Genomic DNA, 23,569 nt, shown 5'->3' with positions numbered 1-23,569 from the left:
CCTCACCTGCGTTGTGTTGACCGCGACACGCGGCTAGAGGCTTCCAATGGCATCTATGGACAAGCCCCCGCTGGGGACCTCGACGGTGAAGTGGCGTTTCCCGGACATTCACCCCGAGGGGCGCAAATATGTGGCCATCGCCGCCGCGATCGCCCTGGCGAGCCTGTTCATCTTCGACTTCATCACCTGGCCGCTGGTGTTTCTCGCCTTTGGCGTCGCGGCATTCTTCCGCGATCCGATCCGCGTGACGCCGCAGGGGGAAGGGATGCTGATCGCCCCGGCGGACGGGCTGGTGACGATGATCCAGCCGGTGGAGCTGCCCCCGGAACTGCGCGGGCCCCAGGCGCTGGGCGACGCGCCGATGGTGCGCGTCTCGATCTTCATGAGCGTGTTCGACGTCCATGTGAACCGCACGCCGATCACCGGCACGATCCGGCACGTGATCTACATCTCGGGCCGCTTCCTCAACGCCGATCTCGACAAGGCGAGCGAGGAGAATGAGCGCCAGCACTTCATCGTCGAGGACAAGCACGGGCTGCGCATCGGCTTCACCCAGATCGCCGGCCTGGTCGCGCGGCGGATCGTCAGCTTCACCAAGCCGGGCGACATGGTCGTCGCCGGCCAGCGCGTCGGCCTGATCCGCTTCGGCAGCCGTGTCGACGTGTTCCTGCCCGCGGACTATGTCGCGCAGGTCACGCTCGGCCAGCGCACGATCGCGGGCGAGACGGTCATCGCCAGGAAGGGAGCCGCCGCCGTCAGCGGCATCTCGCAGTGAGCGAGCGGCGCGAGGAGCGCGCGCTCCGGCCCCGTCGAATGCGGCGCATGCGGCGGATGCGCCCGGTGCGCGGGATACCGCTGCGCGCCATCGCGCCCAACGCCATCACCGCGCTCGCATTATGTTCGGGCTTGACCGCGATACGGTTCGCGATCGACGCGAAATGGGAATTGGCGGTTCTGATGGTGCTCATCGCCGGGCTGCTCGACGGCGTGGACGGCAAGATCGCCCGGATGGTGCGCGGCGAAAGCCGGTTCGGCGCCGAGCTGGACAGCCTGTCGGACGCGATCTCGTTCGGCGTCGCGCCCGCGCTGATCCTCTATCTGTGGTCGCTGCAGACCCTGGGCCGGTTCGGCTGGATGATCGCCCTGGTCCATGCCTTGTTCTGCGCGCTGCGTCTCGCCCGGTTCAACGCCCAGATCGACGCCGAGGACCAGCCGCACAAGTCCGCCGGCTTCCTCACCGGCGTGCCGGCGCCTGCCGCCGCCGTCCTAGCGCTGCTGCCGCTCTATCTGTGGCTGTTCACCGAGGAGCCGCACCTGCGCTCGCCGATCGTCGTCGCGCCGTGGAGCGCGTTCGTCGCGGTGCTGATGATCTCCAGCGTCGCCACCTTCGCGCCGCACGTCCGGCTGAAGCAGCGCATCCGCTTCGAGGCGATCGCCGTGCTGGTGGTGCTGATCGCGGCGCTGGTGGCCGCGCCCTGGCCGACGCTGGCGGTGATCGCGATCCTGTACCTCGTATCGATCCCGCTCAGCATGCGCAGCTATCGCCGGATCAGGCAGCTGCGCGCAGCGGGAACGCAGCGGAGCGCCGGGCCGGAGCCGAGTAGCGAACGGTAACACGGGCCGGTGCCGGCTCGGGCAAGGGCGCCGCGAGCGTGCGGCCGGCCAGTTCCCGCATGCGGGGAAGCGCGGCGGCGATCGACGAGAAGATCGTCCAGCCGGCGACGGCGAAGGCAGCGGCGAACAGCAGAACGCTAAGCAGTGCAGTCATCACTTGGCTCCCAAAACGCGCCTTGCCCGGCAAGAACCCTGCGATTCCAACCCCTTGGCGCCCGCCGACGTTCCCTGTCCGCGTTGTGAGCCCTTTATGTTCCGCTAACGTTCCGGTGTCAAGCGGATGTTCCTTGCATGTTCCGGGTTGGCCGGAGCGGCACGAAGCGTGCCGCCAAGCCGATCGCTTCGGCTGGGCGCTTCTTGCCATGGGGCCTCTAGGACGGGTCGACATTTGGGGGGGAGGGGCCGCCCCGTTCCCCGGTGAAGGCCGGGGCCCAGTCTCGGCGCATCTGGCCAGGCACGAGAATCTTTCGAACGGCGTCGCAACCGGGTCCCGGCCTTCGCCGGGGAACGGCTTCTCCTCCGCTGGCAAGGTGCGCTCGATACAGGTCCTGAATGTCGATCCGTCCTAGGCGTTATCGTCCATCCATCTCTGGCAATCAGCGACGGTCACGCGCACCATCGGAGTGGAGTTTGCATCAAGCATGCCGTCGTCATATTTCCGGCTGGCCATGGGCAGGATGACCCCCCAGCCAAAATCGTCGATCGCTTCCTGTGACGCGGAAATGATGACTGCGGTACCGTTCCGATCAACCGCGGGGGTGTTTATACCCGTTAGCGTGACGGTCGACGGCCCTGTGACCTCAAGCGGCATATCGCCTCCATGCTTTCCGCCAAGCATATCGGGAGACAGGCCGGAAAGCGACAGTGGGCGGCTTGGAATTCAACCCGAGACGCTGTCCGTCCATCTCGATACTTGCGCCGCCTTTCGCTTTCGAGTAAGCGCGCCGCTCTCAACCCGCATGGGAAGCATCATAAACCGGTGTCGCGTTTCGCGATCACTCGCTTCCCAGAGGCTCAACCGGAAGGAGTTATCCCTATGGCGGCACCCGTCGTCACCCTGCAGCAGCTGCTCGAATCGGGCGCGCACTTCGGTCACCAGACCCATCGCTGGAACCCGAAGATGAAGCCCTACATCTTCGGCGAGCGCAACGGCGTTCACATCATCGATCTCTCGCAGACCGTGCCGCTCTTCGCGCGCGCGCTGGAGTTCGTGAACTCGACCGTCGCCGCCGGCGGCAAGGTCCTCTTCGTCGGCACCAAGCGCCAGGCGCAGGAGCCCATCGCCGAGGCCGCGCGCCGCGCGAACCAGCATTTCGTCAACCATCGCTGGCTGGGCGGCATGCTCACCAACTGGAAGACCATCTCGCAGTCGATCAAGCGCCTCAAGACGCTCGAGGAGCAGCTTTCGGGCGACACGCACGGCCTGACCAAGAAGGAAGTGCTGCAGCTCACCCGCGAGCGCGACAAGCTCGAGCTCTCGCTCGGCGGCATCCGCGACATGGGCGGCCTGCCCGACGTGATGTTCGTGATCGACGCGAACAAGGAAGAGCTGGCGATCAAGGAAGCCAACACGCTCGGCATCCCGGTCGTGGCGGTCCTCGATTCGAACGTCTCGCCCGACGGCATCGCGTTCCCGGTTCCGGCGAACGACGACGCCTCGCGCGCCATCCGCCTGTACTGCGAGGCGATCGCCATCGCGGCGACCCGCGGCAACCAGGACCGCCAGGCGAGCTTCGGCGTCGATCTGGGCGCCCAGGAAGTCGCTCCGGTCGAGCCGGCCCTGACCGAGGCTTCGGAGCAGGCCGTCGAAGGCGAGCGCCAGATCGACGCCTGACTTGCAAGTGATTGTCTCCGAACTGACATAGGCGCGCACTAGGCGCCCGGTCAGTTCGGAACGACGCCTTATCCCCCGTTCGCCTCCGGAGCCGGTCCGGGGTTGTCGAAGCCCCGCCCTTCTTTCCGGAGCGGCAAGCGAGACGGCCCTTCGACAAGCCCGGGACGAACGGGGTTTTGACATACCGGCGGGGCAAGCGCCCGCCGCAACCAAGAGGAAAGAAACATGGCCGAGATCACCGCTGCTGCCGTGAAGGAGCTCCGCGAAAAGAGCGGCGCCGGCATGATGGACTGCAAGAAGGCGCTGACCGAAACCAATGGCGACCTCGAAGCCGCCAGCGACTGGCTGCGCTCGAAGGGCCTGGCCGCCGCCGCCAAGAAGTCGAGCCGCACCGCGGCCGAGGGCCTGGTCGGCGTTGCCGTCGCCGGCACCAAGGGCGTGGCCGTCGAAGTCAATTCGCAGACCGATTTCGTCGCCAAGAACGAGATCTTCCAGAACTTCGTCCGTGACGTGACTTCGGTCGCGATCGAGCTGGGCGACGATATCGACGTGATCAAGGCGGCGCCGCTGCCGGGCGGCACCGTCGAAGAGGTGCTGACCAACAACATCTCGACGATCGGCGAGAACCAGGTCCTGCGCCGCGCCAAGCTGGTGCAGGTGTCGCAGGGCGCGGTGATCCCGTACGTCCACAATGCCGCGGCTCCGGGCCTGGGCAAGATCGGCGTGCTCGTCGCGCTCGAGAGCGATGCGGGCGTCGACGTGCTCGAGCCGCTCGGCAAGCAGGTCGCGATGCACATCGCGGCGGCTTTCCCGCTGGCGCTCGACGAGACCGGCCTCGACCAGGAAACGCTGGAGCGCGAGCGCGCGATCGCCAAGGAGAAGGCGGCCGAGAGCGGCAAGCCGGCCGACATCATCGACAAGATGGTCGAAGGCGCGGTCAAGAAGTTCGCCAAGGAGAACGCGCTGCTCAGCCAGCTGTTCGTGATGGACGGCAAGACCCCGATCTCGGACGTCATCGCCAAGGCCGGCAAGGACGCGGGCGCGTCGATCGTGCTCAAGGACTATGTCCGCTTCCAGCTCGGCGAAGGCATCGAGAAGGAAGAGAGCGACTTCGCGGCCGAGGTGGCTGCGACGGCGGGCCTCACCAAGTAAGGTCTTCCCGGACCTGAATGCGCGGGCGCGGCATCCCCGGGGTGCCGCGCCCGTTTGCGTTCGGGGAACGCATGGTGCAGCTTCGCGCGGATGCGGGGGTTCGGGATCAAGGCGCGGATCGGGCTGATCGGGGTGATCGTCCTGATCCTGCTCGGCTATGGCTGGTGGTTCCTGGCGCCGCGCGGGGCGGCGGTTCCCGATGCCGAGATCGAGATCACCGGCGCCTCGGTCGATCTTGCCCCCGGGCCCGCGGCGCTCGCGAAGCTGCCGCTGTTCGATCCGGCAACCGGCAAATGGATCGTCGACGGCAAGGCCCATGCTTCCGCCATCGGGCTGGTGCCGCCGCCTGCCGGGCCCCGGGGGCCGGACGATATCGGCCGGTACCTGACGGCACGCCTGCCGGAAGGGGCGGGCAAGCGCGAGATGCAGGCGGCGATGCGCGCGCTGGCGCCCGAGGGGATATGCCAGGTCGCGCTGCTCGTCCCCGGCATGGAATCCGCCCCGGTCATCCGGATCCGGCGCGTGGCGGACGGGCGCGGCGGCATGATCGCCTGCCGGGGCCGCTGAATCCGTCGAGATAGGGGCGGGAGCCGAGCCGCAAGCTCCGTCAGCCCGGCCATTCGCCACCGTTGGCCCGGCGGAGGCGGGCGAGGGGGCGGGCCTCGGGGCCGTATCGACGGTGGGGCGAGCGCCGCATTTCGCTCTCCTCCCGCAAAGGGCGAGCCGGGGAGGGCGCGGGCCGGGCGCGCCGCCCGGCCCGGTTTTGCACGGTAAATCCACGCAACTCCGGCTTGGCATATAGGGGGCGCTCCTCTAGGGTCCGCGCCGCTCCCAGTATCCGTCGTAACCAAAGGCTCCGATGACCGCTCCCCGATTCAAACGCATCCTCCTCAAACTCTCGGGCGAGGTCCTGATGGGGCAGGGACAGTTCGGCATCGATCCGGACACCTGCGAGCGCGTGGCGCTCGAAGTGAAGGACGCCAAGGAGAGCGGCCTCGAGATCTGCATGGTCGTCGGCGGCGGCAACATCTTTCGCGGGCTCGCCGGCGCGGCCCAGGGCTTCGACCGCGCTTCCGCCGATTACATGGGCATGCTCGCCACGGTGATGAACGCGCTGGCGATGCAGAACGCGCTCGAGAAGATCGGCGTGGACACGCGCGTCCAGTCGGCGATCCCGATGGCCTCGGTCTGCGAGCCCTATATCCGCCGCCGCGCCGAGCGGCACATGGAAAAGGGGCGCGTGGTCCTGTTCGCCGCGGGCACCGGGCTGCCCTTCTTCACCACCGACACCACCGCGGCGCTGCGCGCGGCCGAGATGCAGTGCGACGCGCTGTTCAAGGGCACTTCGGTGGATGGCGTCTATGATGCCGATCCCAAGAAGGTGAAGACCGCAAAGCGTTACGATACGCTGAGTTACGACCGTGTCCTCGCGGACAATCTGAAGGTGATGGACGCCTCCGCGGTCGCCCTGTGCCGTGACAACGACATTCCGATCGTGGTGTTCAACATCCGCGATGCCGGCAACCTCACCCGCGTGCTGCGCGGCGAAGGCACTTCGACCATCGTTCAGAACGAACCCCAATACGCATAATAAAGGAGCCGATAATGGCCGCATACGACAAGGCCGACCTCGAGCGCCGCATGCACGGCGCGGTGGAGTCGCTGAAGCATGACCTGGCGGGCCTGCGCACCGGCCGCGCGAGCGCGACGCTGCTCGATCCGGTGACGGTCGAGGTATATGGCGCGCACATGCCGATCACCCAGGTGGCGACCGTCTCGGCGCCCGAGCCGCGCCTGCTCTCGGTGCAGGTATGGGACAAGACCAATGTCGGCCCGGTGGACAAGGCGATCCGCTCGGCGGGCCTCGGCCTCAACCCGATCGTCGACGGCCAGACGCTGCGCCTGCCGATCCCCGACCTGACCGAGGAGCGCCGCAAGGAGCTCGCCAAGCTCGCCAGCCAATATGCCGAAAAGGCCCGTATCGCGGTGCGCAACGTGCGCCGCGACGGCAATGACAGCCTCAAGGCCGATGAGAAGAAGGGGCTGTTCGGCGAGGACGACCGCAAGCGCCACGAGACCGAGGTGCAGAAGCTGACCGACAGCACCATCGCCGACATCGACGCGGCGGCCAGCGCCAAGGAAAAGGAAATCCTCGGCAAGTGAGCCTGGCTTTCGCCCTTTCCTCGTCTTTTCCCGTCCCCTCCGCGAAAGCGGGGCGCCATCTCTCCGGCGGGCCTGTCACACAACGGCGGTTGTGCGGCGCGGCACCGGCAGGAGATGGGTCGCCGCTTTCGCAAGGGTGACGGGGGTGGTTCGCACGATGGCCGCCAAGCCTGTTCCCGCGTCGGAAGGCGCCGCGCCGCCGCGCCATGTCGCCATCATCATGGACGGCAACGGGCGCTGGGCGAAGAAGCGCCTGCTGCCGCGCATCGCCGGGCACAAGCAGGGCGTCGAGGCCGTGCGGCGGATCAGCCGTGCGGCGCGCAAGCTCGGCATCGAGGTGCTGACGCTCTATGCCTTCTCGTCGGAGAATTGGCGGCGGCCGGAGGAGGAGGTTCGCGACCTGATGGGCCTGCTCCGCCATTTCCTGGCGAGCGAGCTGGACGAGCTGGTCTCCGAGGGCGTGAAGCTGCGCGTCATCGGCGCGTGGCGCAGGCTGTCGCCCGATCTGGTCGCGATGATCGACGGGGCGATCGCCCGCACCGCGGACAATCCGGGGCCGACGCTGGTGATCGCGCTCAACTATGGCGCCCAGGCCGAACTGGCCGAGGCGGCGCGGCTGCTCGCCCAGAAGGCGAAGTCGGGCGAGATCGATCCCGCGGCGATCGACGAGAAGGCGTTCGAGGCTGCGCTCGACACCGGCGACCTGCCGCCGCTCGACCTGTTGATCCGCACCTCCGGCGAGCAGCGCCTCTCGAACTTCCTGCTCTGGCAGGCGGCCTATGCCGAGTTCCTGTTCGTCGACACGCTGTGGCCGGATTTCGACGAGCAGGCGCTGGCGGACGCGCTGGGCGAATATGGCCGGCGCCAGCGGCGCTTCGGGGGCCTGTGAGCAAGAACGCGGACCTCCCGAAGCGGTTGGTGGTCGCCTTCGTGCTGATTGGCCTGGCCTTCGCCGCGCTCTATGCGGGGGGGCTGGGCTTCTGGCTGGTCGTCAGCGTCGCCGGCGTGCTGATGATGGGCGAGTGGGCGCTGCTCGCGGGCGCGAATTTCCGGGGCAAGCGGCTCGCCCAATATGCAGTCTCGGTGCCGCTTGCCGCGATGGCGCCGGACCTGGCGGCGGGCCCGGGATTCCTCGCGCTGGGCCTGATCATCGGCGCGTTCTTCTTCCTCATGATGGTCACCAGGCGCGCGCAGCTGGCGCTGGGCGCCTTTTATGTCGGCCTGCCGATCCTGGCGCTGGTGCTGCTGCGCGAGCAGCCGGAGCATGGCCTGTTGTTCACCTTCTGGGCGATGGCGCTGGTCTGGGCGTGCGACAGCGCCGCCTATTTCGCCGGCCGCGCGATCGGCGGGCCCAGGCTCGCCCCGGCGATCAGCCCGAACAAGACCTGGGCCGGGTTCCTGGGTGGGATGGCGGGCGCGACTCTGTTCGCCTTCGCGCTGGTCTGGCTGTGCGCGCTGCCGGCCGCGCTCGCCTGGGCGACGCCGGTGCTCGCGGTGCTCGCTCAGATCGGCGACCTGTTCGAGAGCCATTTGAAGCGCGTGGCGGGCGTGAAGGATTCGGGCAACCTGCTGCCCGGCCATGGCGGCGTGCTCGATCGGCTGGACGGGCTGGTCGCGACGGCTCCGGTGGCGGCGCTGCTGGTGCTCTGGCTGGCCCGATGAAGCGCAGCGTCACGATCCTGGGCGCCACCGGATCGGTCGGCAGCTCGACGCTCGACCTGATCGAGCGCGCGCCCGAGCGATTCGAAGTGGTTGCGCTCACCGCCAATTGTGATGTTGCGAAGCTGGCTGCAGCCGCGATTCGCACCGGCGCGCGCCACGCCGTGGTCGCCGACGAAAGCTGCCTGCCGGCGCTCCGGGAGCGGCTGGCGGGGACGGGGATCGCCGCTGCGGGAGGCGCGCAGGCGGTCTGCGAGGCTGCCCGGATGGGCGCCGACTGGACGATGGCGGCGATCGTCGGGCTCGCCGGCCTGGGCTCCGCGATGGCGGCCATCGAGGGGGGCGGCACGGTGGTGCTCGCCAACAAGGAGCCCCTGGTCTCGGCCGGCGACCTGGTGACCGCGGCGGCACGACGCCACGGCGCCACCATCCTGCCCGCCGATTCGGAGCATAATGCGATCTACCAATGCTTCGATTTCACCCGTCCCGAGCGGGTGCGGCGGATCATCCTGACCGCAAGCGGCGGCCCGTTCCGCGATTGGGACCTGGAAGCGATGCGCGGCGTCACTCCGGCCCAGGCCTGCGCCCATCCCAACTGGTCGATGGGCGCCAAGATCTCGGTCGATTCGGCGACGATGATGAACAAGGGGCTCGAGCTGATCGAGGCTGCGCGGCTCTTTCCGGTGGCGAACGAAGCGCTGGAGATTCTCGTGCATCGCCAGTCGGTTATCCACTCGATGGTGGAATATGTCGATGGTTCGGTGCTCGCCCAGATGGGCCCGTCGGACATGCGCGTGCCGATCGCGCACACGCTCGCCTGGCCCGACCGGATGGCAACGCCGATGCCGCCGCTCGACTTTGTGGCAATGGCAAGGCTGGACTTCGCGGCGCCCGATCCGGTGCGCTTCCCGGCATTGCGGCTGGCGCGCGCGGCGCTGGAGGCGGGGGGAGCCCGCCCGGCGATCCTGAACGCGGCCAATGAAGTGGCGGTGGCGGCCTTCCTTGCGGGCCGTCTCAACTTTCTTGAAATTGCCGCAATCTCTGCCGATACGCTTGACCGCTATGACCCGGTCGCTCCGGAAAGCCTCGAAGCCGTTTGGGCAATCGACGCCGAGGCTAGGCGGATCGCGGGCGAGCGTGTGAAGGACGGCGTCGCTTGATTCAAAATCCCGGCATCCTGGTCACCATATTCGCATTCATGCTGGTGCTGGGGCCGCTCGTGTTCCTGCACGAGCTGGGCCATTATCTCGCCGGCCGCTGGTTCGGCGTGAAGGCCGAGGAGTTCTCGATCGGCTTCGGCCGCGAGGTGGCGGGCTTCACCGACCGGCGCGGGACGCGCTGGAAGTTCGGCTGGCTGCCGCTGGGCGGCTATGTCCGCTTCGCCGGCGACATGAACCCGGCCAGCCAGCCTTCGCCCGAATGGCTCTCGCTGCCGGCGCAGGAGCGGGCGCGGACCTTCCAGGCCAAGCCGCTGTGGCAGCGCGCGATCATCGTCGCCGCGGGGCCGATCATGAACTTCCTCATCGCGATCGCGATCCTGGGCGGCTTTGCCTATGTCAACGGCCAGCCCGTGACTCCGCCGGTGATCGGCAGCGTCCTGGAGAATGGCGTCGCGGCGAAGGCCGGCCTCCAGGTGGGGGATCGGATAACCGCCATAGACGGGCGGCGGATCAACGATTTCTTCGACATCGCCGAGTTCACCATGATCCGCGCGGGCGAGACGGTGAGCATCGAGTATCAGCGCGGCGGGCAGACCCAGCGCATCAGCGCCACGATCGGATCGCAGACCCTGAAGGATCGTTTCGGCAACGTCACGCACCGCGGCGTGCTGGGAATCGGGCGGAGCGATACCGTGCTGAAGCCGGTGGCGCTGTGGGAGGCGCCGGGTGTCGGCCTGTCCGAGACCGTGCGAACCATGCGGAACATGATCGAGGGCCTGCAGCGCATCATCCTGGGACGAATCCCGGTGACGGAGCTGGGCGGCCCCATCAAGATCGCGAAAATCTCCGGCGAGTTTCTCGCGATGGGACCGGTCGAGTTCGTGTATCTGATCGCGCTGATTTCGATTAATCTGGGATTCATCAACCTGTTGCCAGTCCCGGTGCTGGATGGCGGCCATCTTCTGTTCTACGCAGTGGAAGCCGTCCGCCGCCGCCCGGTGGAGCCGCGGGTGATGGAATGGGCGTATCGTGGCGGTTTGGTCGCAATTCTCGCGCTCATGCTGTTCGTTACGTTCAACGATCTCGGCGCGTTCGGCGTGTGGAGAAGTCTGGCCGGGTTGATCGGCTGATGTGGTTCGTGCAGGGCGGTGCAAGCCGCGTGGCTGACGGCCGGGTATTTTGATTCCGACTGGGGTGGGATGGTGACTGCGATCAAGGCAACGAAAATCGGCGCGCGCGCCACGGCAACCCTCCTCGCGGGCACCATGCTCTCGGGCATGGCGGCCGCACAGACTGCGCCCCAGACGGCTCCGGCCGGCACGCCCCCGGCAGCGCAGGCCGCTCCGGCTCCAGCCGTTCCCGCTCCGGTGACGCGCACGATCAAGTCGATCCGCGTCCAGGGCTCGCAGCGCATCGAGCCCGAGACGGTGATGAGCTACACGCGCCTGCGCGTGGGCGACGCCTATACCAACGAGACGATCGACCAGGCGATCAAGGACCTGCTCGCCTCGGAGCTGCTGGCCGACGTGACGATCGAGGGCGTCGAGACCGGCGACCTGGTGATCCGCATCCGCGAGAACCCGGTCATCAACCGCGTGATCTACGAGGGCAACAAGCGGCTCAAGGAAGACAAGATCAAGAAGGAAGTGAAGCTGGCGCCGCGCCAGATCTTCACGCGCACTGCGGTCCGCGCCGACGTGGCGCGCATCGTCGAGCTCTATCGCCGCCAGGGCCGCTTCGCCGCCGTGGTCGAGCCGAAGATGGTCAGCCTCGACCAGAACCGCGTCGACGTGATCTTCGAGGTTCATGAGGGCCCCAAGTCCAAGGTCCGCCAGATCAACATCATCGGCAACACCGTGTTCTCCGACAGCAAGCTGCGCGGCGAGATGGCTACCAAGGTGGCGAGCCTCACGCACCTGATGAGCTCGAACACGAGCTATGACCAGGATCGCCTGGCCTATGACCAGCAGAAGCTGCGCCAGTTCTACCTGACCAACGGCTATGCCGATTTCCGCGTGATCTCGGCCGTCGCCGAGCTGACGCCGGACAAGAAGGACTTCATCATCACCTATGTGGTGGAGGAAGGCCCGCGCTACAAATTCGGCCCGGTGAGCGTCGACAGCGCGATCCGCGACTTCGACGACAAGCGGCTCGCCGCGGCGCTGAGCATCAAGGAAGGCGACTGGTACAACGCCAAGGCCGTGGAAGACACGGTCGAGCAGCTGAGCGAGACCGCCGGCATCGCGGGCTATGCCTTTGCCGATGTGCGCCCCGAGTTCCAGCGTGACAAGGACACGCTGACCATGGCGATGAACTTTCACATCGCGGAAGCCAATCGTACCTATATCGAGCGCATCGAGATCACCGGCAACCGCCAGACCCAGGACAAGGTGATCCGCCGCGAGTTCCGCGTGGCCGAGGGCGACGCCTTCAACACTTTCCTGGTCAAGCGTTCGCAGGACCGCATCAACTCGCTCGGCTATTTCCAGGACAAGTTCGAGATCGAGCGCGTCGAGGGTTCGGCGCCGGATCGCATCGTGCTCAAGGCCAATGTGGAAGAGCGCGCCAATGGCGAGCTGACGCTGTCGGCCGGCTTCTCGAGCCTCGAGCAGTTCATCCTCCAGGCCTCGATCCGCCAGCGCAACTTCCGCGGCATGGGCCAGACCGTGTCCGCCTCGGTCGACTATTCGACCTATTCCAAGTCGGTCGAGCTGGGCTTCACCGAGCCCTATCTGTTCGACAAGAACATCGCGCTGGGCGGCACGATCTTCCGCCGCGACTATAACGCGTTCAACTATATCGGTTCGGACCGCTCGACGACCTACAGCCAGGTCTCGACCGGCTTCCAGGTCGTCGCCGGCGTGCCGCTGACCGAATATTGGACGCTGTCGGGCCGCTATTATCTCGCCCAGGACAATGTGACGCTCGACAAGGCGAGCTTCTACACGAACGGCGTCTGCGATCCGCTCAAGGCCGGCCGCTATTATTGCGAGGCGGTGGGCAATCGCATCACTTCGCTGGTCGGCCTGACGCTGACCTATGACAGCCTGAACAGCCGCATCCGCCCGACCCGCGGCCAGCGCCTGTCGGTGAGCGGCGACTTCGCCGGCCTGGCCGGCGACGTGCGCTATCTGCGCGCGCGCGCCAATGCCGACAAATATTGGAACGTCGGCGGCGGCTTCATCGCATCGGTTTCGGCCGAGGGCGGCCTCATCCACAGCCTGGAGAAGGCGAGCGGCCCGGGCATCGATCCGGTGCGCATCACCGATCGCTTCTACCTGGGCGAGCCGCAGTTCCGCGGCTTCGACATCCGCGGCGTCGGCCCGCGCGTCCAGCGCATCAACTATACGGGCGATCCGACCACGGGCACGCAGCTGCTGGTCACCGATCGCGACCAGATCGTCGACGACGCGATCGGCGGCAAGGCCTATTACCTTACCAAGGCCGAGCTGGAGATTCCGCTGGGCGCCGGCGCCGCCGAGATGGGCCTGCGCCCGTCGATCTTCATCATGGCGGGCAGCCTGTTCAACATCACCCGCCCGGGCAAGACGATCGAGTTCGCTCAGGCGAAGGATACCAACGGCAACCTGCTGTACAACAAGGACGGCTCGCCGACGCTGCTGCCCAAGGACAACTTCATCAAGGATACGGCGGGCAATCAGCTCTACATCGTGAGCGGGTCCGACCCGACCTATTCGGGCTATTACACGACCTGCAAGGTCGGTTACGCGGCGAGCGCGACCGCGCCGTGCGTCGGTACCTCGATCAATGCCATCGCCAATCAGCCGATCGCGCCCTTCTTCGAGCGCTATGTCGGCGACACCGCTTCGCCGCGTCTGTCGATCGGCTTCGGCGTAAACTGGAATTCGCCCTTCGGCCCGCTGCGTATCGATGTGGCCAAGACGTTGCTCCACGCCAAGGGCGACGACACCAAGCTTGTAACCTTCAACGTAGGGACTCAATTCTGATGATTACCAAGAAGCGCATTCTCGCCGCGCTGCTCGCGGCGCCCGCCGCGCTTGTCGTCGCGGCTCCCGCGCACGCACAGGTCAACGGCATCGCCACCGCCAGCCCGGTCCGCGTGATCGACTCCAGCAAGGCGTTCACCGCTGCCCAGCAGCAGATCCAGACCACCTACAAGGCGGCGTTCGACCAGATCAACGCCCGCCGCCAGGCCGCGCAGAAGGAAGCCGAGCCGCTCCTCGCGCAGCTCGACACCAACAAGGACAAGAAGGTCGACGACGCCGAGCTCAAGGCTGCCCAGGCGGCCAAGAACCCGGTGCTCGACAAGATCGCCGCGATCCAGAACGCGGCGAACACCGACGTCCAGAAGCTGAGCAACCCGGCCGCTCGCGCAGAGCTGTTCGCGATCGAATCGATCCTGCGCCAGTATGAGCCGGCGCAGCTGCGCGTCGTCACCGCGCGCAAGATCAGCGTCGTGCTTTCGCCGGAAGTCTTCATGTACGCGCCCGATTCGGCCGATATCAGCGACGCGATCACCGCCGAGCTCGACAAGTCGGTGCCGACCGTGAGCATCCAGCCGCCGGCCGATTGGCAGCCGGCGCGCGAGACGCTGGCGATGCAGCAGCAGCTGGCCCAGATCGAGCAGATCCGCGCCTATCAGGCGGCTGCGCAGCAGCAGCGCGCGGCGGGTGCCGCTCCGGCGCCGGCGGCGCCCGCGGGCGCCAAGCCGGCCGGCAACAAGCCCGCCGAGCCGCGGTGAGCGAGGACGTTTCGGCAGCCGCCGCCGCTCCGGAGAAGTCCGGGGGCCCGCTGAACATTCAGCGGGTGATGGCGGCGCTGCCGCATCGCTACCCGATGCTGCTCGTCGATCGCGTCGAGGAACTGGTCCTCGACCAGCGAATCGTCGCGATCAAGGCGGTCAGCATGAACGAGGAGTTCTTCCAGGGGCATTTCCCGGGAAGGCCGATCATGCCCGGCGTCCTCCAGGTGGAGGCGCTGGCGCAGGCGGCGGGCGTGCTGGCGGTGGAGAGCCTCGGCCTCGCCGGTTCGGGCAAGCTCGTCTATTTCATGACGATCGACGGCGTGAAGTTCCGCAAGCCGGTCGAACCCGGCTGCCTGCTCCGCCTCGAGGTCGAGTTCGTCCAGAAGCGCTCGCGCGTCTGCAAGTTCGCCGGCCGCGCGATGCTCGATGGCGAAGTCGCCACCGAATGCGAGTTCACCGCGATGATCGCGGATCCGCCTTCGGCGTGATCCATGGCTGCGGGGCGGGCCCCGCATCCGATTGCCGGCGCCGCGCGGCCCCAGGTTGCGCGGCGCTCGCGTCTCTGCTAGGCGCGCGCCTCCGCTGCCGGTCGGAAACCGGCGGCTTTCCAAGGAATTCGACGTGAAGAAAGACACTCACCCCGACTATCACATGATCAAGGTGCAGATGACCGACGGCACCGTGTACGAGACCCGCTCCACTTGGGGCAAGGAAGGCGACACGATGACCCTCGACATCGATCCGCTGGCCCACCCGGCCTGGACCGGTGGCTCGCAGCGCCTGCTCGATCAGGGTGGCCAGGTCGCGCGCTTCAACAAGCGCTTCGGCGGCCTCAACCTCGGCAAGAAGTAATTTCCCCGGCTTTCGGCGCGTTACGACGTTAACGCGCCGTTAGCCAGCCGGGGCTAGCTTGCCCGTCATGGCAAGCGCAGCACGAGCATTCGCAGCGGAATTCGAACCGGCCGAGGAGCTTGGCCGCCGGCGTTCGATGCGCGCGCCGGTGTCGCTCGACGCGAAGATCGGCCGGGGCGGCCTTGATCGCGCGCTGTGCAAGGTGGTCGACGTGTCGCTGCACGGCGCCCGCATCCAGACCTATTCGCTGATCAAGGCCGGTTCGATGATCTGGCTGGCGCTGCCCGGGATCGGGCATGTCGCGGCGCGCGTCGTCTGGTCCAGCGATTTCGAGGCGGGCCTCGAATTTCAGGCCGCGCTGACCCCCGAAGCCTTCGAGACACTTACGACGCAGCGATAGCGTTCGCGACGCAGCGATGGCGTTGCGCGCCGAAAGGCGGCGCGGGCGGATTGCGCTTGCCCGCGAGATAGGACATTCTCGCCCCAATTCACCTGCTGGGGAAACTGGTGATGATCAAGGGTCTGCTGCTTTGCGCGGCGGCATGTGCCGCGCCCCTGACGGCGATGGCGGGCGACCGGGACTTGCCGATCGTTCCCAATCTCAGGGCCTTGCTCGCCGCCGATGGTGCCGCGCGCACGCCTCCCGGCCGCAGGCTGGCCCGGCCGCGGCCGACCACCTATGTGCCGATCGTCTATCATGGACTGGAGCGCGGCGAGATTCGCGCCCCGTCCGCGGCAATGCTGCCGCAAGAGCCGGTCCGGCTCACCAGCACCTTCTCGATCGCCGAACTGCGCGCCCGGCCCTTCCGGAATCTCGCCACGCCGGATACCGGCGCCGACGCGACCAGCGCGCGCGGCGGCAGCTGGGCCGTGTACGACATACTTTCCGATCACCGGAAGCCGCGCTTCCGCCGCTCGGCGCTGAGCACGATGCTGGTGCTGCGCATCGACGGCGAGGAGGGAAGCGCGCCGCTCAGCGTGGGCGGGGGCGGGGTCGCCTCCGCGTTGTGGCAGGTGATGCCGGGGAACTGAGGCTCGGCGCGCGCCGCCTCGGCGAGGAGGGCGGGGCGGGGCGGGGCGTTCAGTTGGCCTCCTGCTTCTGCGCGACGAGATTGAGCACCAGGGCGGCATATTCGTTGCCCGGATCGAGCGCCTTGGCCTGGCTCGCGGCATTGGCGGCGCCGGGCAGGTCGCCCAGCGCGATGAAGGCGATTCCCTTCGCCGCGATCAGATTGGCGCGGCCGGGGCCGTCCATGTCGCGGTCGCCGGCAAGGAACTTGTCGATGAACGGCGCCATCTCGCCATAGGCGGAGAGGCTGAGCAGCGTCGCGACATATTCCTTGGCCAGGTCGTGCTGGTTCGGCGCGATCGCCAGCCCCTTGGCGTAGCTTGCCTTGGCGCCGGCAAAGTCCTTCATCTCATATTGGATCCAGCCGACGGCATAGGCGAGCTCGGCATGATGGAGGTTGGTCAGCACGAAATTGGCGCCGGCCGGAAAGCCGTCGATCGCGCGGCCGGCCTTGCTGGCGTCGGCATAGGCGAGATACTGATGTTCGTCATAGACGCGCACCTCGCCGCCGCAGCGCTCGGGCGCAGGCATGGCGGCGGGGAGGGACGCGTAGCGCTTCTGAAGCGCCGGGAGCAGCGCGGCGAAGCCGGGCTTGTCCTGCGCCTTCATCAGCGTGAAGGCCTGTTCGATCTCGGGCTGGGCGGCGGCGGCCCAGGCGGCCTTGTCCTCGCACGGACCGGCCAGGGCGGTGCCCGGCACGAGCAGCGCGAGGGCGGCGATCGTTGCGAGCCGGTTTCCGTGCATGCCCATGTCCCCCGGAGTCCTGCCCGACGATGATGGGCACCATATCGACGTTAGAGGTCGCCGATTCACGCCACAACCCTTTGATCGGCTATCCGGGCGTTGATGTCAGGAAGCGCTCGAGCTGCGCCAGGACGACATCCCAGTTCTGCCTCGATCTGTCGGCCAGTTCCTGGCTCGGATTATTGCCTTGCCGAACGAGAACACGGCATCCGCCGGGCGCGGGTTGAACTTCGAATGCGAGCGTGTTGTGGCCGCCCGGCACGGCTTCCCCGGAGTCGCTCTCCCGCGCCACGGTCATGGCGAGCACGCGGGGAGGATCCAAGGTGGTGATCGTTCCGCGATCGAAGAACACCTTGCCTTCCCATTCGTAGCGATAGGAAATGGGGCCGCCGACGACGCCCGAGCTTTCGACTTGCGCTCCGAACATGTATTGCCGGATCCGTTCGGGGTCGATGAGCGCGCGCCAGGCCGCTTCCGGCGGCACGGGAATGGATCGCGACGTTTCAATCTCGAAAACCGATTGCATCAGCTACTCCTCCTGACCTGGCTGCCCATTCGCCGTTAAGCTGAACATCGGGGTGCGTATTGAAGATTTCCGCAGATCGAGCAGAGCCGCTGTTCCCGACGGATGAAGGGATATTGCAGCCCGCCTCCGAACCGCGATTTCTGCGGATGGAACGCTATTCGCCGCCCTTGTCGCTGCGGCCCTATCTGGATCATCTCTGGATCGCGGAATGGCAGGTGCCGCGGGAGACCACGCTGCCGCTGGACATTGTCGCCATGCCTTGCGTCAACTTGGTGTTGATGGGCGAAAGCGCCTTCGTGGCGGGCGTGAAGACGGAGCGTCAACGCCATGTGCTTTCCGGTTCGGGCCGCATTGCGGGGCTCCGTTTCAAGCCGGGCGGATTTCACTCCTTTTCCTTGCATCCGGTCGCCAGGATAAGGAATTTGGAGATACCGGCGGATTCCGTGCACCCGTCGCTCAGTCCGGCATGGGCGCGATCTTGCATGTCGAGGGACGATTTCGACATCGCGGCAATGGCGTTGTTCGAAGCGATCGTGAATCTGCCCACGCATCGCGCACCGAGAACTGCTTTGGTGGAGCGGATCCTTGAGGCGTGCTGGAGGCAGCCGGAACTCCCGATTCCCGCCATCGCCAACGCATGTGGGCTGAAGGTTCGCACCCTGGAAGCATTGTTCCATGACTCGGTGGGCGTCAGCCTGGTCTGGATCAGGCGCCAGATCCGCGCGATGTCCGCGATGCGCATGGGGCAGCAGGAACGCCGATGGGCGGAGATCGCCCAGCAGCTCGGCTATAGCGACCAGGCGCATATGACGAACCAGTTCAGGCAGGTCGTCGGCCTTCCACCCGACACGTTCCTCAGGCGGACCGGACGCTGATCCTGCTTTCCATCCACATGGCGGCGGCAAGTGGCGGAGCGTGGCGGAGACAGTTCGAACCCGTCAGGGTTCGCAAGGCCGAACGACCGTCCGAGCCGATGCGAGGCCCTGAAGCAAGGACTGGCGGAGAGGGTGGGATTCGAACCCACGGTACGCTTCCGCGCACGGCGGTTTTCAAGACCGCTGCCTTAAACCACTCGGCCACCTCTCCGCGTCGCTGCCTGCGCTAATGCGATCCGCGACGATCCGCTACAATTTGTTGACGAAAGCGGATGGCGGGGGGTTCTGCATCCGGCTGCCCTGTGGCACAAAAAGCGCATGCGGGGATCGAGTGGCGTAATGCGTAGCCTGTTGGCGCTTGGCGTGGCCGTGATCGCGGCGGCGCCGGTGGGCGCACCCGCGATCGCGCAGGATGAGAGCGGGTTCCAGGCCTATCTGGGCGAGCTTTCGCGCCAGGCCGCGGCCGAGGGCGTGAGCCGGCGGACGATCGATTCGGTGATCCCGACGCTCACCTACAATGCGCGCGTGGTGCAGCTGGACCGGCAGCAGCCGGAGACCGCGCCCAACGCGCCCATCTCCAATTTCGAGCCCTATCGCCGCGCGCATGTCGATGCCGCGCGGATCAGCCAGGGTCGCGCCGCCTATCAGCGCCAGCGCCCCCGCCTGCGCCGGATCGAGGCCGAGACCGGCGTGCCCGAATCGATCATGGTCGCGATCTGGGGGCATGAGACCAATTACGGCCGGGTGATGGGCAATTTCGACCTGCCCCGCGCGCTCGCCAGCCTGGCCTATGAGGGGCGCCGCCGCGAGTTGTTCGCCGGCGAGTTCATCGCCACGCTCAAGATGATCGATCGCGGCGTGCCGCGCGAGAAGCTGGTCGGCAGCTGGGCCGGGGCGTTCGGCGGGCCGCAGTTCCTGCCTTCGGTCTATCTCCGCCTCGCCCGGGACGGCGATGGCGACGGCATGGCCGATATCTGGGCGAGCGAGCCCGACACGCTCGCCTCGATCGCCAATTATTTCGTCAACGCCGGCTGGCGCAAGGGCCAGCCCTGGGGATTCGCAGTGAGCGTGCCGGCCAATCTGAACCGCGCCGCGCTGGCCAACAAGACCAGGTCCCCGCGCTGCCCGCGCGTGTTCGAGCGGCACAGCCGCTGGAAGACGATGGCGGAGTGGCGGGCGCTCGGCCTGGTGCCGCAGACGCGCGCCTGGCCGGGCGACAATATCCAGGCGACGCTGCTCGAGCCCGACGGGCCCGGCAAGACCGGCTATCTGCTCACCGGCAATTATCGCGTGATCCTCGACTATAATTGCTCGAATTTTTACGCTTTGTCGGTAGGCCTGCTCGCCGATGAGGTCGAACGCTAGCATCTTCGCGCTCTCGCTCCTGGCCCTTGGCGGGGGAGCTCCGAGCCATGCCCAACCCCTGCAGCGGCAGGGCTCTGTCGGCGCGCAGGCCTATGGCGGGCCGCAGTCCCAGCCGGACGACCAGTCCGCCGAGACCTGGCGCGCCGCCGACGGCACGATCCGGACGCGGCCCGCCCGCGTGCAGCCGCAACCGCAGCCGGCCCCCGAGCCGGCAGCGGCGCAACCCGAACCCGAGCCGCAGCCGCAATGGGCGGATCCCGCACCCGCCGCGCCGCAATCGGACACCCCCGGCGCGTCCTATGCCGTTCCAGGCAGCCCGCCCGCCCGCAAGATCCAGGTCGCGCCCACGCCGCGGCAGGAGCCGTCCCGGCCTCGCCAGGCGCCCCCGCCGCAAGTCGCGACGGTGGTGCCCGACGGCTTTACCGATCCCGCCGCCGGCGCGGCGGGCCCCAGCGGCTCGTCCCAGCCCGCGCTGGGCGAGACGCCGCGCTATGACGAGATCGGCTATGCCGGCGTCCGTCCGGTGAGCGGTGGCGGCGCGATGGACCAGTCGGTGGTGGCGGTGCATCGCTCGCTGCCGGCCAATAGCTATGTCGAGGTTACGTCGCTCGACACCGGCAGGACGATCCTGGTGCTGGTCACCGGCACCGATCCCGGCGCCGATCATCCCATCGACCTGTCGGCGGGCGCGGCGCGGCTGCTCGGTGCGAGCGGCGACTCGATCGGCGTGCGGATCCGCACGGTGAACCCGCCGGCGATGGACAAGGCCGCGCTCCAGGCCGGCCGGCCGGCCGGCGATCGAGCCGACGCGCCCCAGATATTGCTCACCGCATTGCGCAAGCGGCTCCCCGGCGCCTCTGGCCATGCTGGCGCCGTTCCGCGCGCACCGAGCGTCGCCGCGCCGGCCTATAGCCCGCCACGCCCCACCGCCGCGCCGCGTCCGGTGCCCGTGCGCCCGGCACCGGCGCCCGCGCGCCCGGCTGCCGGCGGCAGATTTATCGTGCAGGTCGCCGCACTTTCTAACGCCAGCCGTGCACAGGCGCTTGCCCAAAGCCTAGGAGGCTTCGTAAAGCCGGGTGGCGGGCTCCATCGCGTCCAGCTCGGTCCCTTCGCCACGGCGAGTGAGGCCGAAGCGGCACGGCGGCGCGCCGCGGGCGCGGGCTATGGAGATGCGCGCGTCCAAGCCAACTGAAAGGCCGGACGAATCACATGAAGAAGTTGCTTGCCGCATCGTTCCTGGCGCTTGCCGCCGCCCAGTCCACGAATGCCGCAGGCCCGCCGCCGTTCGATACGCCGGCGCCGATCGCCTATATGGAGGACATGTCCTCCGGCGCGGTGCTCTACGCCAAGGATGCCGATCGGCGGATGCCGCCGGCCTCGATGGCGAAGATGATGACGGTCTATGTCGCCTTCGACCTGATCAAGAAGGGCGAGTTGAAGCTCGACAAGCAGATCGAGGTGACGCCGGAGACCTGGAAGAAATGGCATAGCCAGGGCTCGACCATGTTCCTCAGCGTCGGCCAGAAGCCGACCGTTTCCGACCTGCTGAAGGGCATCGTCACGCTTTCGGGCAACGATGCCTGCGTCGTGCTCGCGGAAGGTATTTCCGGTACCGAGGAAGCCTTTGTCCAGCGCATGAACGAGGCGGGCAAGCGCCTGGGGCTCACCAACAGCCATTTCGGCACTTCGAACGGCTGGCCCGACAATGGCGTGACCTATGTCACTGCGCGCGACCTGGCGCATCTCGCCAAGGCGACGATCCAGGATCATCCGGACCTCTACAAGCAATTCTATTCGCTCACGAGCTTCACCTGGGGCAAGACGCTGGGCGCCGGCGCCGACATCACCCAGGCGAACCGCGACCCGCTGCTCGGCCGGGTGCAGGGCGCCGACGGCCTCAAGACCGGCCATACGGACGAGGCCGGCTATGGCTTCACCGGTTCGGCCGAGCAGAATGGCCGCCGCCTGGTGATGGTGGTGGCCGGGCTCACCACCTATAATGGCCGCGCCGATGAATCGGTGAAGTTCATGAACTGGGGCTTCCGCGCCTGGCAGGCCCGCCCGCTCGTCAAGAAGGGCCGCAAGGTGGGCGAGGTGCAGGTGCAGGGCGGCACGTCGGGCAGCGTCGGCGTGGTCGCCCCGCGCGACCTGACCGCCACGGTTCCCGCCGGCACCGCGCCCGAGATGCAGGCGCGCATCGTCTATAATGGCCCGGTCCAGGCCGGCTTCAAGGCAGGCGACCATATCGCCGACCTGGTGGTCGATTCGCCCGGCCTGCCGTCGCAGACCGTGCCGCTGGTGGCGGAGAAGGATGTGAGCGAGGCGGGGTTCTTCGGCCGCGCCTGGCGCGGCTTCTGGTCGCTGTTCGGCTTCTAGCCGTCATCCCGGCGAAGGCCGGGATCGCGTGCGGCTCTTTTCCCGCCATTGCCCGAGACCCCGGCTTTCGCCGGAGTGACGGTTATGGCTAAGGTGCCAATATGCCCCTGATCGGCAACGAACCCGCCCGCGAGGCGCTGGCCGCCGCGATGCGGAACGGCAACCTTCATCATGCCTGGCTGATCGCCGGGCCGGAGGGGGTGGGGAAGGGCATGTTCGCCAGGGCGGCGGCGCTGCGCATGCTCGCGGAGGCGGCGGGGCGCGACTCGCTCGCGCCCGGCTGGGCGGTGCCGGTCGAGAGCCAGACCGCCCACCTGATCGAGGCGGGCGCGCATCCGGACTATCGCGAGCTCGTCCGCCTGCCCAAGGACCCGGACAAGCCCGACGAAGCGCTGGCCCGCTCGATCACGATCGCGCAGGTTCGCTCGCTCCAGGCGCTGTTCGCGACCAAGCCGAGCTTTTCCTCCCGTCGCGTCATCGTGATCGACGCGATCGACGATCTCGAGCGCGGCGGCGCCAATGCGCTGCTCAAGAATCTCGAGGAGCCGCCGGCGGGGACGATCTTCCTGCTCGTCAGCCATGCGCCCGGCCGGCTGCTGCCGACGATCCGCTCGCGCTGCCGGCTGCTGCGTTTCGAGGCGCTGGGCGACGGGGGTGTGGCGGAGATCCTGCGCGTGCAGCTGCCCGACGCCACGGCAGGCGAGATCGCCGCGCTGGTCAGGGCGGGCGAAGGCTCGCCGGGCCGGGCGCTCGGCTTTGCGGGGCTCGACATCGCATCGATCGAGACCGAGATGGCGGCACTGGCGGATACCGGGGATCCTTCCAACCTGATCCGTGCGCGCCTCGCCAAGCAGCTTGGCGCAAAGGCCGCGCAACCGCGCTACGAGGCGTTTCTCGAGCGCGCGCCGAGCTTCATCGCCGAACGGGCAAAGGCCCTTTCCGGAGATGCGCTGCGCACGGCGCTCGATGCCTATGCCGCGGCGCGCGAGCTGGGAGGCGCGGCGACGGGGTTGTCGCTCGATGCCTCGGCCACGGTGTTCGAGATGGGCGGCATTCTTGCGCGGCTGGGGCGTACTTAACGCCGTCTTAGGCAGATCGCTCTATTTCCGCCCTGGAGCGAGAGGGGATATCGATGAGCGCGATCACGGGCATTTCGGGCATCGGCGGCAATGCGACCGCGCAGCCGGCCGCCGCCAACGGATCGGGCGGCACCAGCTTCGATGCGATATTGGAGGCCTTCAAGAAGGCCGCGAGCGAAACGCCCGAGCAGCGCGCCCGCGACGCGGTGCTCAAGCAGCATGACCTCTCCGAAGAGGATTACAAGAAACTGCCGCCCAGGGAAAAGGAAGCGATCGACAAGGAGATCGCCGCGGCGGTGCGCAAGGTGCACGAACGCCGGACCGGCGTGGCGATCGGCGATGCGCCGGTGCCGACCGAGAAGCTGTTCGGCTGAG

General features: G+C 67.6%; 27 protein-coding genes and 1 tRNA gene. 23 read left to right on the top strand and 5 right to left on the bottom strand.

All coding sequences use genetic code 11. The features are described from left to right. Positions 1-46 precede the first annotated feature (46 nt). Together ACIQCS_RS05070 and ACIQCS_RS05065 are read left to right on the top strand one after the other, a co-directional pair. Positions 47-775, top strand: coding sequence for a phosphatidylserine decarboxylase (locus ACIQCS_RS05070; protein ID WP_345846869.1), 729 nt, complete (start codon positions 47-49; stop codon positions 773-775). 38 nt (positions 776-813) lie between these two features. Further along, complete coding sequence (locus tag ACIQCS_RS05065; protein ID WP_345846867.1) at positions 814-1,614, top strand: phosphatidylcholine/phosphatidylserine synthase; 801 nt, start codon at positions 814-816, stop codon at positions 1,612-1,614. Here ACIQCS_RS05065 and ACIQCS_RS05060 read toward each other — a convergent pair. Together ACIQCS_RS05060 and ACIQCS_RS05055 are read right to left on the bottom strand one after the other, a co-directional pair. Beyond that, positions 1,550-1,768 (bottom strand): hypothetical protein, encoded by a 219-nt coding sequence (locus ACIQCS_RS05060; RefSeq protein ID WP_345846865.1) that lies wholly within the window; start codon positions 1,766-1,768, stop codon positions 1,550-1,552. The two genes, ACIQCS_RS05065 and ACIQCS_RS05060, sit on opposite strands and share 65 nt — an antisense overlap. Before the next feature lie 411 nt (positions 1,769-2,179). Next, entirely contained in the window at positions 2,180-2,425 is a 246-nt protein-coding gene (locus ACIQCS_RS05055; protein ID WP_345846864.1) for a hypothetical protein, read from the bottom strand. Between the two features lie 225 nt (positions 2,426-2,650). Here ACIQCS_RS05055 and rpsB point away from each other — a divergent pair, with 225 nt between their 5' ends. From rpsB to ACIQCS_RS04980, 15 genes are all read left to right on the top strand, one after another. After that, complete coding sequence (rpsB, locus tag ACIQCS_RS05050) at positions 2,651-3,448, top strand: 30S ribosomal protein S2 (protein WP_345846863.1); 798 nt, start codon at positions 2,651-2,653, stop codon at positions 3,446-3,448. Between the two features lie 225 nt (positions 3,449-3,673). Beyond that, positions 3,674-4,600 (top strand): translation elongation factor Ts, encoded by a 927-nt coding sequence (tsf, locus tag ACIQCS_RS05045; protein ID WP_280281043.1) that lies wholly within the window; start codon positions 3,674-3,676, stop codon positions 4,598-4,600. A 90-nt stretch (positions 4,601-4,690) separates the two neighbouring features. Then, the gene (locus ACIQCS_RS05040; RefSeq protein WP_345846861.1) at positions 4,691-5,167 is read left to right on the top strand and encodes a hypothetical protein; all 477 of its coding nucleotides are present in this window, start codon (positions 4,691-4,693) and stop codon (positions 5,165-5,167) included. Between the two features lie 292 nt (positions 5,168-5,459). Next, the gene (gene pyrH / locus ACIQCS_RS05035; protein WP_280281786.1) at positions 5,460-6,191 is read left to right on the top strand and encodes a UMP kinase; all 732 of its coding nucleotides are present in this window, start codon (positions 5,460-5,462) and stop codon (positions 6,189-6,191) included. A gap of 14 nt (positions 6,192-6,205) precedes the next feature. Further along, entirely contained in the window at positions 6,206-6,763 is a 558-nt protein-coding gene (gene frr / locus ACIQCS_RS05030; protein WP_280281785.1) for a ribosome recycling factor, read from the top strand. A 157-nt stretch (positions 6,764-6,920) separates the two neighbouring features. After that, positions 6,921-7,652 carry an isoprenyl transferase gene (locus ACIQCS_RS05025; RefSeq protein WP_345851975.1) on the top strand — a complete coding sequence of 244 codons (732 nt, stop codon included), beginning with the start codon at positions 6,921-6,923 and terminating at the stop codon, positions 7,650-7,652. Further along, positions 7,649-8,425: a phosphatidate cytidylyltransferase gene (locus ACIQCS_RS05020; RefSeq protein ID WP_345846860.1), complete on the top strand. Its 777-nt coding sequence runs from the start codon at positions 7,649-7,651 to the stop codon at positions 8,423-8,425. Before ACIQCS_RS05025 ends, ACIQCS_RS05020 begins: the two co-directional genes overlap by 4 nt. Continuing rightward, the gene (gene dxr / locus ACIQCS_RS05015) at positions 8,422-9,582 is read left to right on the top strand and encodes a 1-deoxy-D-xylulose-5-phosphate reductoisomerase (protein WP_345846859.1); all 1,161 of its coding nucleotides are present in this window, start codon (positions 8,422-8,424) and stop codon (positions 9,580-9,582) included. The genes ACIQCS_RS05020 and dxr overlap by 4 nt, the downstream gene beginning before the upstream one ends. Further along, positions 9,579-10,712, top strand: coding sequence for an RIP metalloprotease RseP (rseP, locus tag ACIQCS_RS05010; RefSeq protein WP_345846858.1), 1,134 nt, complete (start codon positions 9,579-9,581; stop codon positions 10,710-10,712). Before dxr ends, rseP begins: the two co-directional genes overlap by 4 nt. A 69-nt stretch (positions 10,713-10,781) precedes the next feature. Continuing rightward, complete coding sequence (gene bamA, locus ACIQCS_RS05005; RefSeq protein ID WP_345846857.1) at positions 10,782-13,550, top strand: outer membrane protein assembly factor BamA; 2,769 nt, start codon at positions 10,782-10,784, stop codon at positions 13,548-13,550. After that, positions 13,550-14,305: an OmpH family outer membrane protein gene (locus ACIQCS_RS05000; protein ID WP_280281779.1), complete on the top strand. Its 756-nt coding sequence runs from the start codon at positions 13,550-13,552 to the stop codon at positions 14,303-14,305. Before bamA ends, ACIQCS_RS05000 begins: the two co-directional genes overlap by 1 nt. Beyond that, complete coding sequence (gene fabZ, locus ACIQCS_RS04995; protein WP_280281778.1) at positions 14,302-14,796, top strand: 3-hydroxyacyl-ACP dehydratase FabZ; 495 nt, start codon at positions 14,302-14,304, stop codon at positions 14,794-14,796. Before ACIQCS_RS05000 ends, fabZ begins: the two co-directional genes overlap by 4 nt. Before the next feature lie 133 nt (positions 14,797-14,929). Continuing rightward, positions 14,930-15,160, top strand: a complete 231-nt coding sequence (gene rpmE / locus ACIQCS_RS04990) for a 50S ribosomal protein L31 (protein WP_086130097.1) — start codon at positions 14,930-14,932, stop codon at positions 15,158-15,160. A gap of 67 nt (positions 15,161-15,227) precedes the next feature. Beyond that, positions 15,228-15,560, top strand: coding sequence for a PilZ domain-containing protein (locus tag ACIQCS_RS04985; protein WP_280281777.1), 333 nt, complete (start codon positions 15,228-15,230; stop codon positions 15,558-15,560). 110 nt (positions 15,561-15,670) lie between these two features. After that, positions 15,671-16,192, top strand: a complete 522-nt coding sequence (locus tag ACIQCS_RS04980) for a hypothetical protein (RefSeq protein WP_345846854.1) — start codon at positions 15,671-15,673, stop codon at positions 16,190-16,192. A 49-nt stretch (positions 16,193-16,241) separates the two neighbouring features. Here the strand turns inward: ACIQCS_RS04980 and ACIQCS_RS04975 are convergent, their stop codons facing one another. Then, positions 16,242-16,973 carry a hypothetical protein gene (locus tag ACIQCS_RS04975; protein WP_401530208.1) on the bottom strand — a complete coding sequence of 244 codons (732 nt, stop codon included), beginning with the start codon at positions 16,971-16,973 and terminating at the stop codon, positions 16,242-16,244. A gap of 88 nt (positions 16,974-17,061) precedes the next feature. After that, positions 17,062-17,499: an SRPBCC family protein gene (locus tag ACIQCS_RS04970; RefSeq protein WP_345846850.1), complete on the bottom strand. Its 438-nt coding sequence runs from the start codon at positions 17,497-17,499 to the stop codon at positions 17,062-17,064. Positions 17,500-17,558: 59 nt separating this feature from the next. Here ACIQCS_RS04970 and ACIQCS_RS04965 point away from each other — a divergent pair, with 59 nt between their 5' ends. Then, positions 17,559-18,374 (top strand): DUF6597 domain-containing transcriptional factor, encoded by an 816-nt coding sequence (locus ACIQCS_RS04965; protein WP_401530207.1) that lies wholly within the window; start codon positions 17,559-17,561, stop codon positions 18,372-18,374. A gap of 121 nt (positions 18,375-18,495) precedes the next feature. Here the strand turns inward: ACIQCS_RS04965 and ACIQCS_RS04960 are convergent. Then, positions 18,496-18,585: transfer RNA gene (locus ACIQCS_RS04960), tRNA-Ser, on the bottom strand. Positions 18,586-18,713: 128 nt separating this feature from the next. Between ACIQCS_RS04960 and ACIQCS_RS04955 the strand changes: the two genes are divergently transcribed. The 5 genes from ACIQCS_RS04955 (at position 18,714) to ACIQCS_RS04935 (ending at position 23,568) form a co-directional block, all read left to right on the top strand. Beyond that, a complete protein-coding gene (locus tag ACIQCS_RS04955; RefSeq protein ID WP_345846846.1) occupies positions 18,714-19,739 on the top strand; it encodes a lytic murein transglycosylase in 1,026 nt (341 codons plus the stop codon). Continuing rightward, positions 19,723-20,931: an SPOR domain-containing protein gene (locus ACIQCS_RS04950; protein ID WP_345846844.1), complete on the top strand. Its 1,209-nt coding sequence runs from the start codon at positions 19,723-19,725 to the stop codon at positions 20,929-20,931. The genes ACIQCS_RS04955 and ACIQCS_RS04950 overlap by 17 nt, the downstream gene beginning before the upstream one ends. Before the next feature lie 17 nt (positions 20,932-20,948). Continuing rightward, entirely contained in the window at positions 20,949-22,115 is a 1,167-nt protein-coding gene (locus ACIQCS_RS04945) for a D-alanyl-D-alanine carboxypeptidase family protein (RefSeq protein WP_345846842.1), read from the top strand. A 101-nt stretch (positions 22,116-22,216) separates the two neighbouring features. Further along, complete coding sequence (locus tag ACIQCS_RS04940) at positions 22,217-23,194, top strand: AAA family ATPase (protein ID WP_345846841.1); 978 nt, start codon at positions 22,217-22,219, stop codon at positions 23,192-23,194. Positions 23,195-23,247: 53 nt separating this feature from the next. Continuing rightward, positions 23,248-23,568 carry a hypothetical protein gene (locus ACIQCS_RS04935; protein WP_345846840.1) on the top strand — a complete coding sequence of 107 codons (321 nt, stop codon included), beginning with the start codon at positions 23,248-23,250 and terminating at the stop codon, positions 23,566-23,568. The last annotated feature ends 1 nt before the right edge of the window (position 23,569 follow it).

Source organism: Sphingomonas sp. NPDC092440 (assembly GCF_044754985.1).
In the GTDB taxonomy this organism is placed as follows: domain Bacteria; phylum Pseudomonadota; class Alphaproteobacteria; order Sphingomonadales; family Sphingomonadaceae; genus Sphingomonas.
This window is presented reverse-complemented; position numbering and strand designations above follow the sequence as displayed.

Excerpts from the sequence above, each read along its gene's own strand:
- ACIQCS_RS05070 (WP_345846869.1), top strand. The coding sequence starts at position 47 with ATGGCATCTATGGACAAGCCCCCGCTGGGGACCTCGACGGTGAAGTGG.
- ACIQCS_RS05065 (WP_345846867.1), top strand. The coding sequence starts at position 814 with ATGCGGCGCATGCGGCGGATGCGCCCGGTGCGCGGGATACCGCTGCGC.
- ACIQCS_RS05060 (WP_345846865.1), bottom strand. The coding sequence starts at position 1,768 with ATGACTGCACTGCTTAGCGTTCTGCTGTTCGCCGCTGCCTTCGCCGTC.
- ACIQCS_RS05055 (WP_345846864.1), bottom strand. The coding sequence starts at position 2,425 with ATGCCGCTTGAGGTCACAGGGCCGTCGACCGTCACGCTAACGGGTATA.
- rpsB (WP_345846863.1), top strand. The coding sequence starts at position 2,651 with ATGGCGGCACCCGTCGTCACCCTGCAGCAGCTGCTCGAATCGGGCGCG.
- tsf (WP_280281043.1), top strand. The coding sequence starts at position 3,674 with ATGGCCGAGATCACCGCTGCTGCCGTGAAGGAGCTCCGCGAAAAGAGC.
- ACIQCS_RS05040 (WP_345846861.1), top strand. The coding sequence starts at position 4,691 with ATGCGGGGGTTCGGGATCAAGGCGCGGATCGGGCTGATCGGGGTGATC.
- pyrH (WP_280281786.1), top strand. The coding sequence starts at position 5,460 with ATGACCGCTCCCCGATTCAAACGCATCCTCCTCAAACTCTCGGGCGAG.
- frr (WP_280281785.1), top strand. The coding sequence starts at position 6,206 with ATGGCCGCATACGACAAGGCCGACCTCGAGCGCCGCATGCACGGCGCG.
- ACIQCS_RS05025 (WP_345851975.1), top strand. The coding sequence starts at position 6,921 with ATGGCCGCCAAGCCTGTTCCCGCGTCGGAAGGCGCCGCGCCGCCGCGC.
- dxr (WP_345846859.1), top strand. The coding sequence starts at position 8,422 with ATGAAGCGCAGCGTCACGATCCTGGGCGCCACCGGATCGGTCGGCAGC.
- bamA (WP_345846857.1), top strand. The coding sequence starts at position 10,782 with ATGGTGACTGCGATCAAGGCAACGAAAATCGGCGCGCGCGCCACGGCA.
- ACIQCS_RS05000 (WP_280281779.1), top strand. The coding sequence starts at position 13,550 with ATGATTACCAAGAAGCGCATTCTCGCCGCGCTGCTCGCGGCGCCCGCC.
- ACIQCS_RS04985 (WP_280281777.1), top strand. The coding sequence starts at position 15,228 with ATGGCAAGCGCAGCACGAGCATTCGCAGCGGAATTCGAACCGGCCGAG.
- ACIQCS_RS04980 (WP_345846854.1), top strand. The coding sequence starts at position 15,671 with ATGATCAAGGGTCTGCTGCTTTGCGCGGCGGCATGTGCCGCGCCCCTG.
- ACIQCS_RS04975 (WP_401530208.1), bottom strand. The coding sequence starts at position 16,973 with ATGCACGGAAACCGGCTCGCAACGATCGCCGCCCTCGCGCTGCTCGTG.
- ACIQCS_RS04970 (WP_345846850.1), bottom strand. The coding sequence starts at position 17,499 with ATGCAATCGGTTTTCGAGATTGAAACGTCGCGATCCATTCCCGTGCCG.
- ACIQCS_RS04955 (WP_345846846.1), top strand. The coding sequence starts at position 18,714 with ATGCGTAGCCTGTTGGCGCTTGGCGTGGCCGTGATCGCGGCGGCGCCG.
- ACIQCS_RS04950 (WP_345846844.1), top strand. The coding sequence starts at position 19,723 with ATGAGGTCGAACGCTAGCATCTTCGCGCTCTCGCTCCTGGCCCTTGGC.
- ACIQCS_RS04945 (WP_345846842.1), top strand. The coding sequence starts at position 20,949 with ATGAAGAAGTTGCTTGCCGCATCGTTCCTGGCGCTTGCCGCCGCCCAG.
- ACIQCS_RS04940 (WP_345846841.1), top strand. The coding sequence starts at position 22,217 with ATGCCCCTGATCGGCAACGAACCCGCCCGCGAGGCGCTGGCCGCCGCG.
- ACIQCS_RS04935 (WP_345846840.1), top strand. The coding sequence starts at position 23,248 with ATGAGCGCGATCACGGGCATTTCGGGCATCGGCGGCAATGCGACCGCG.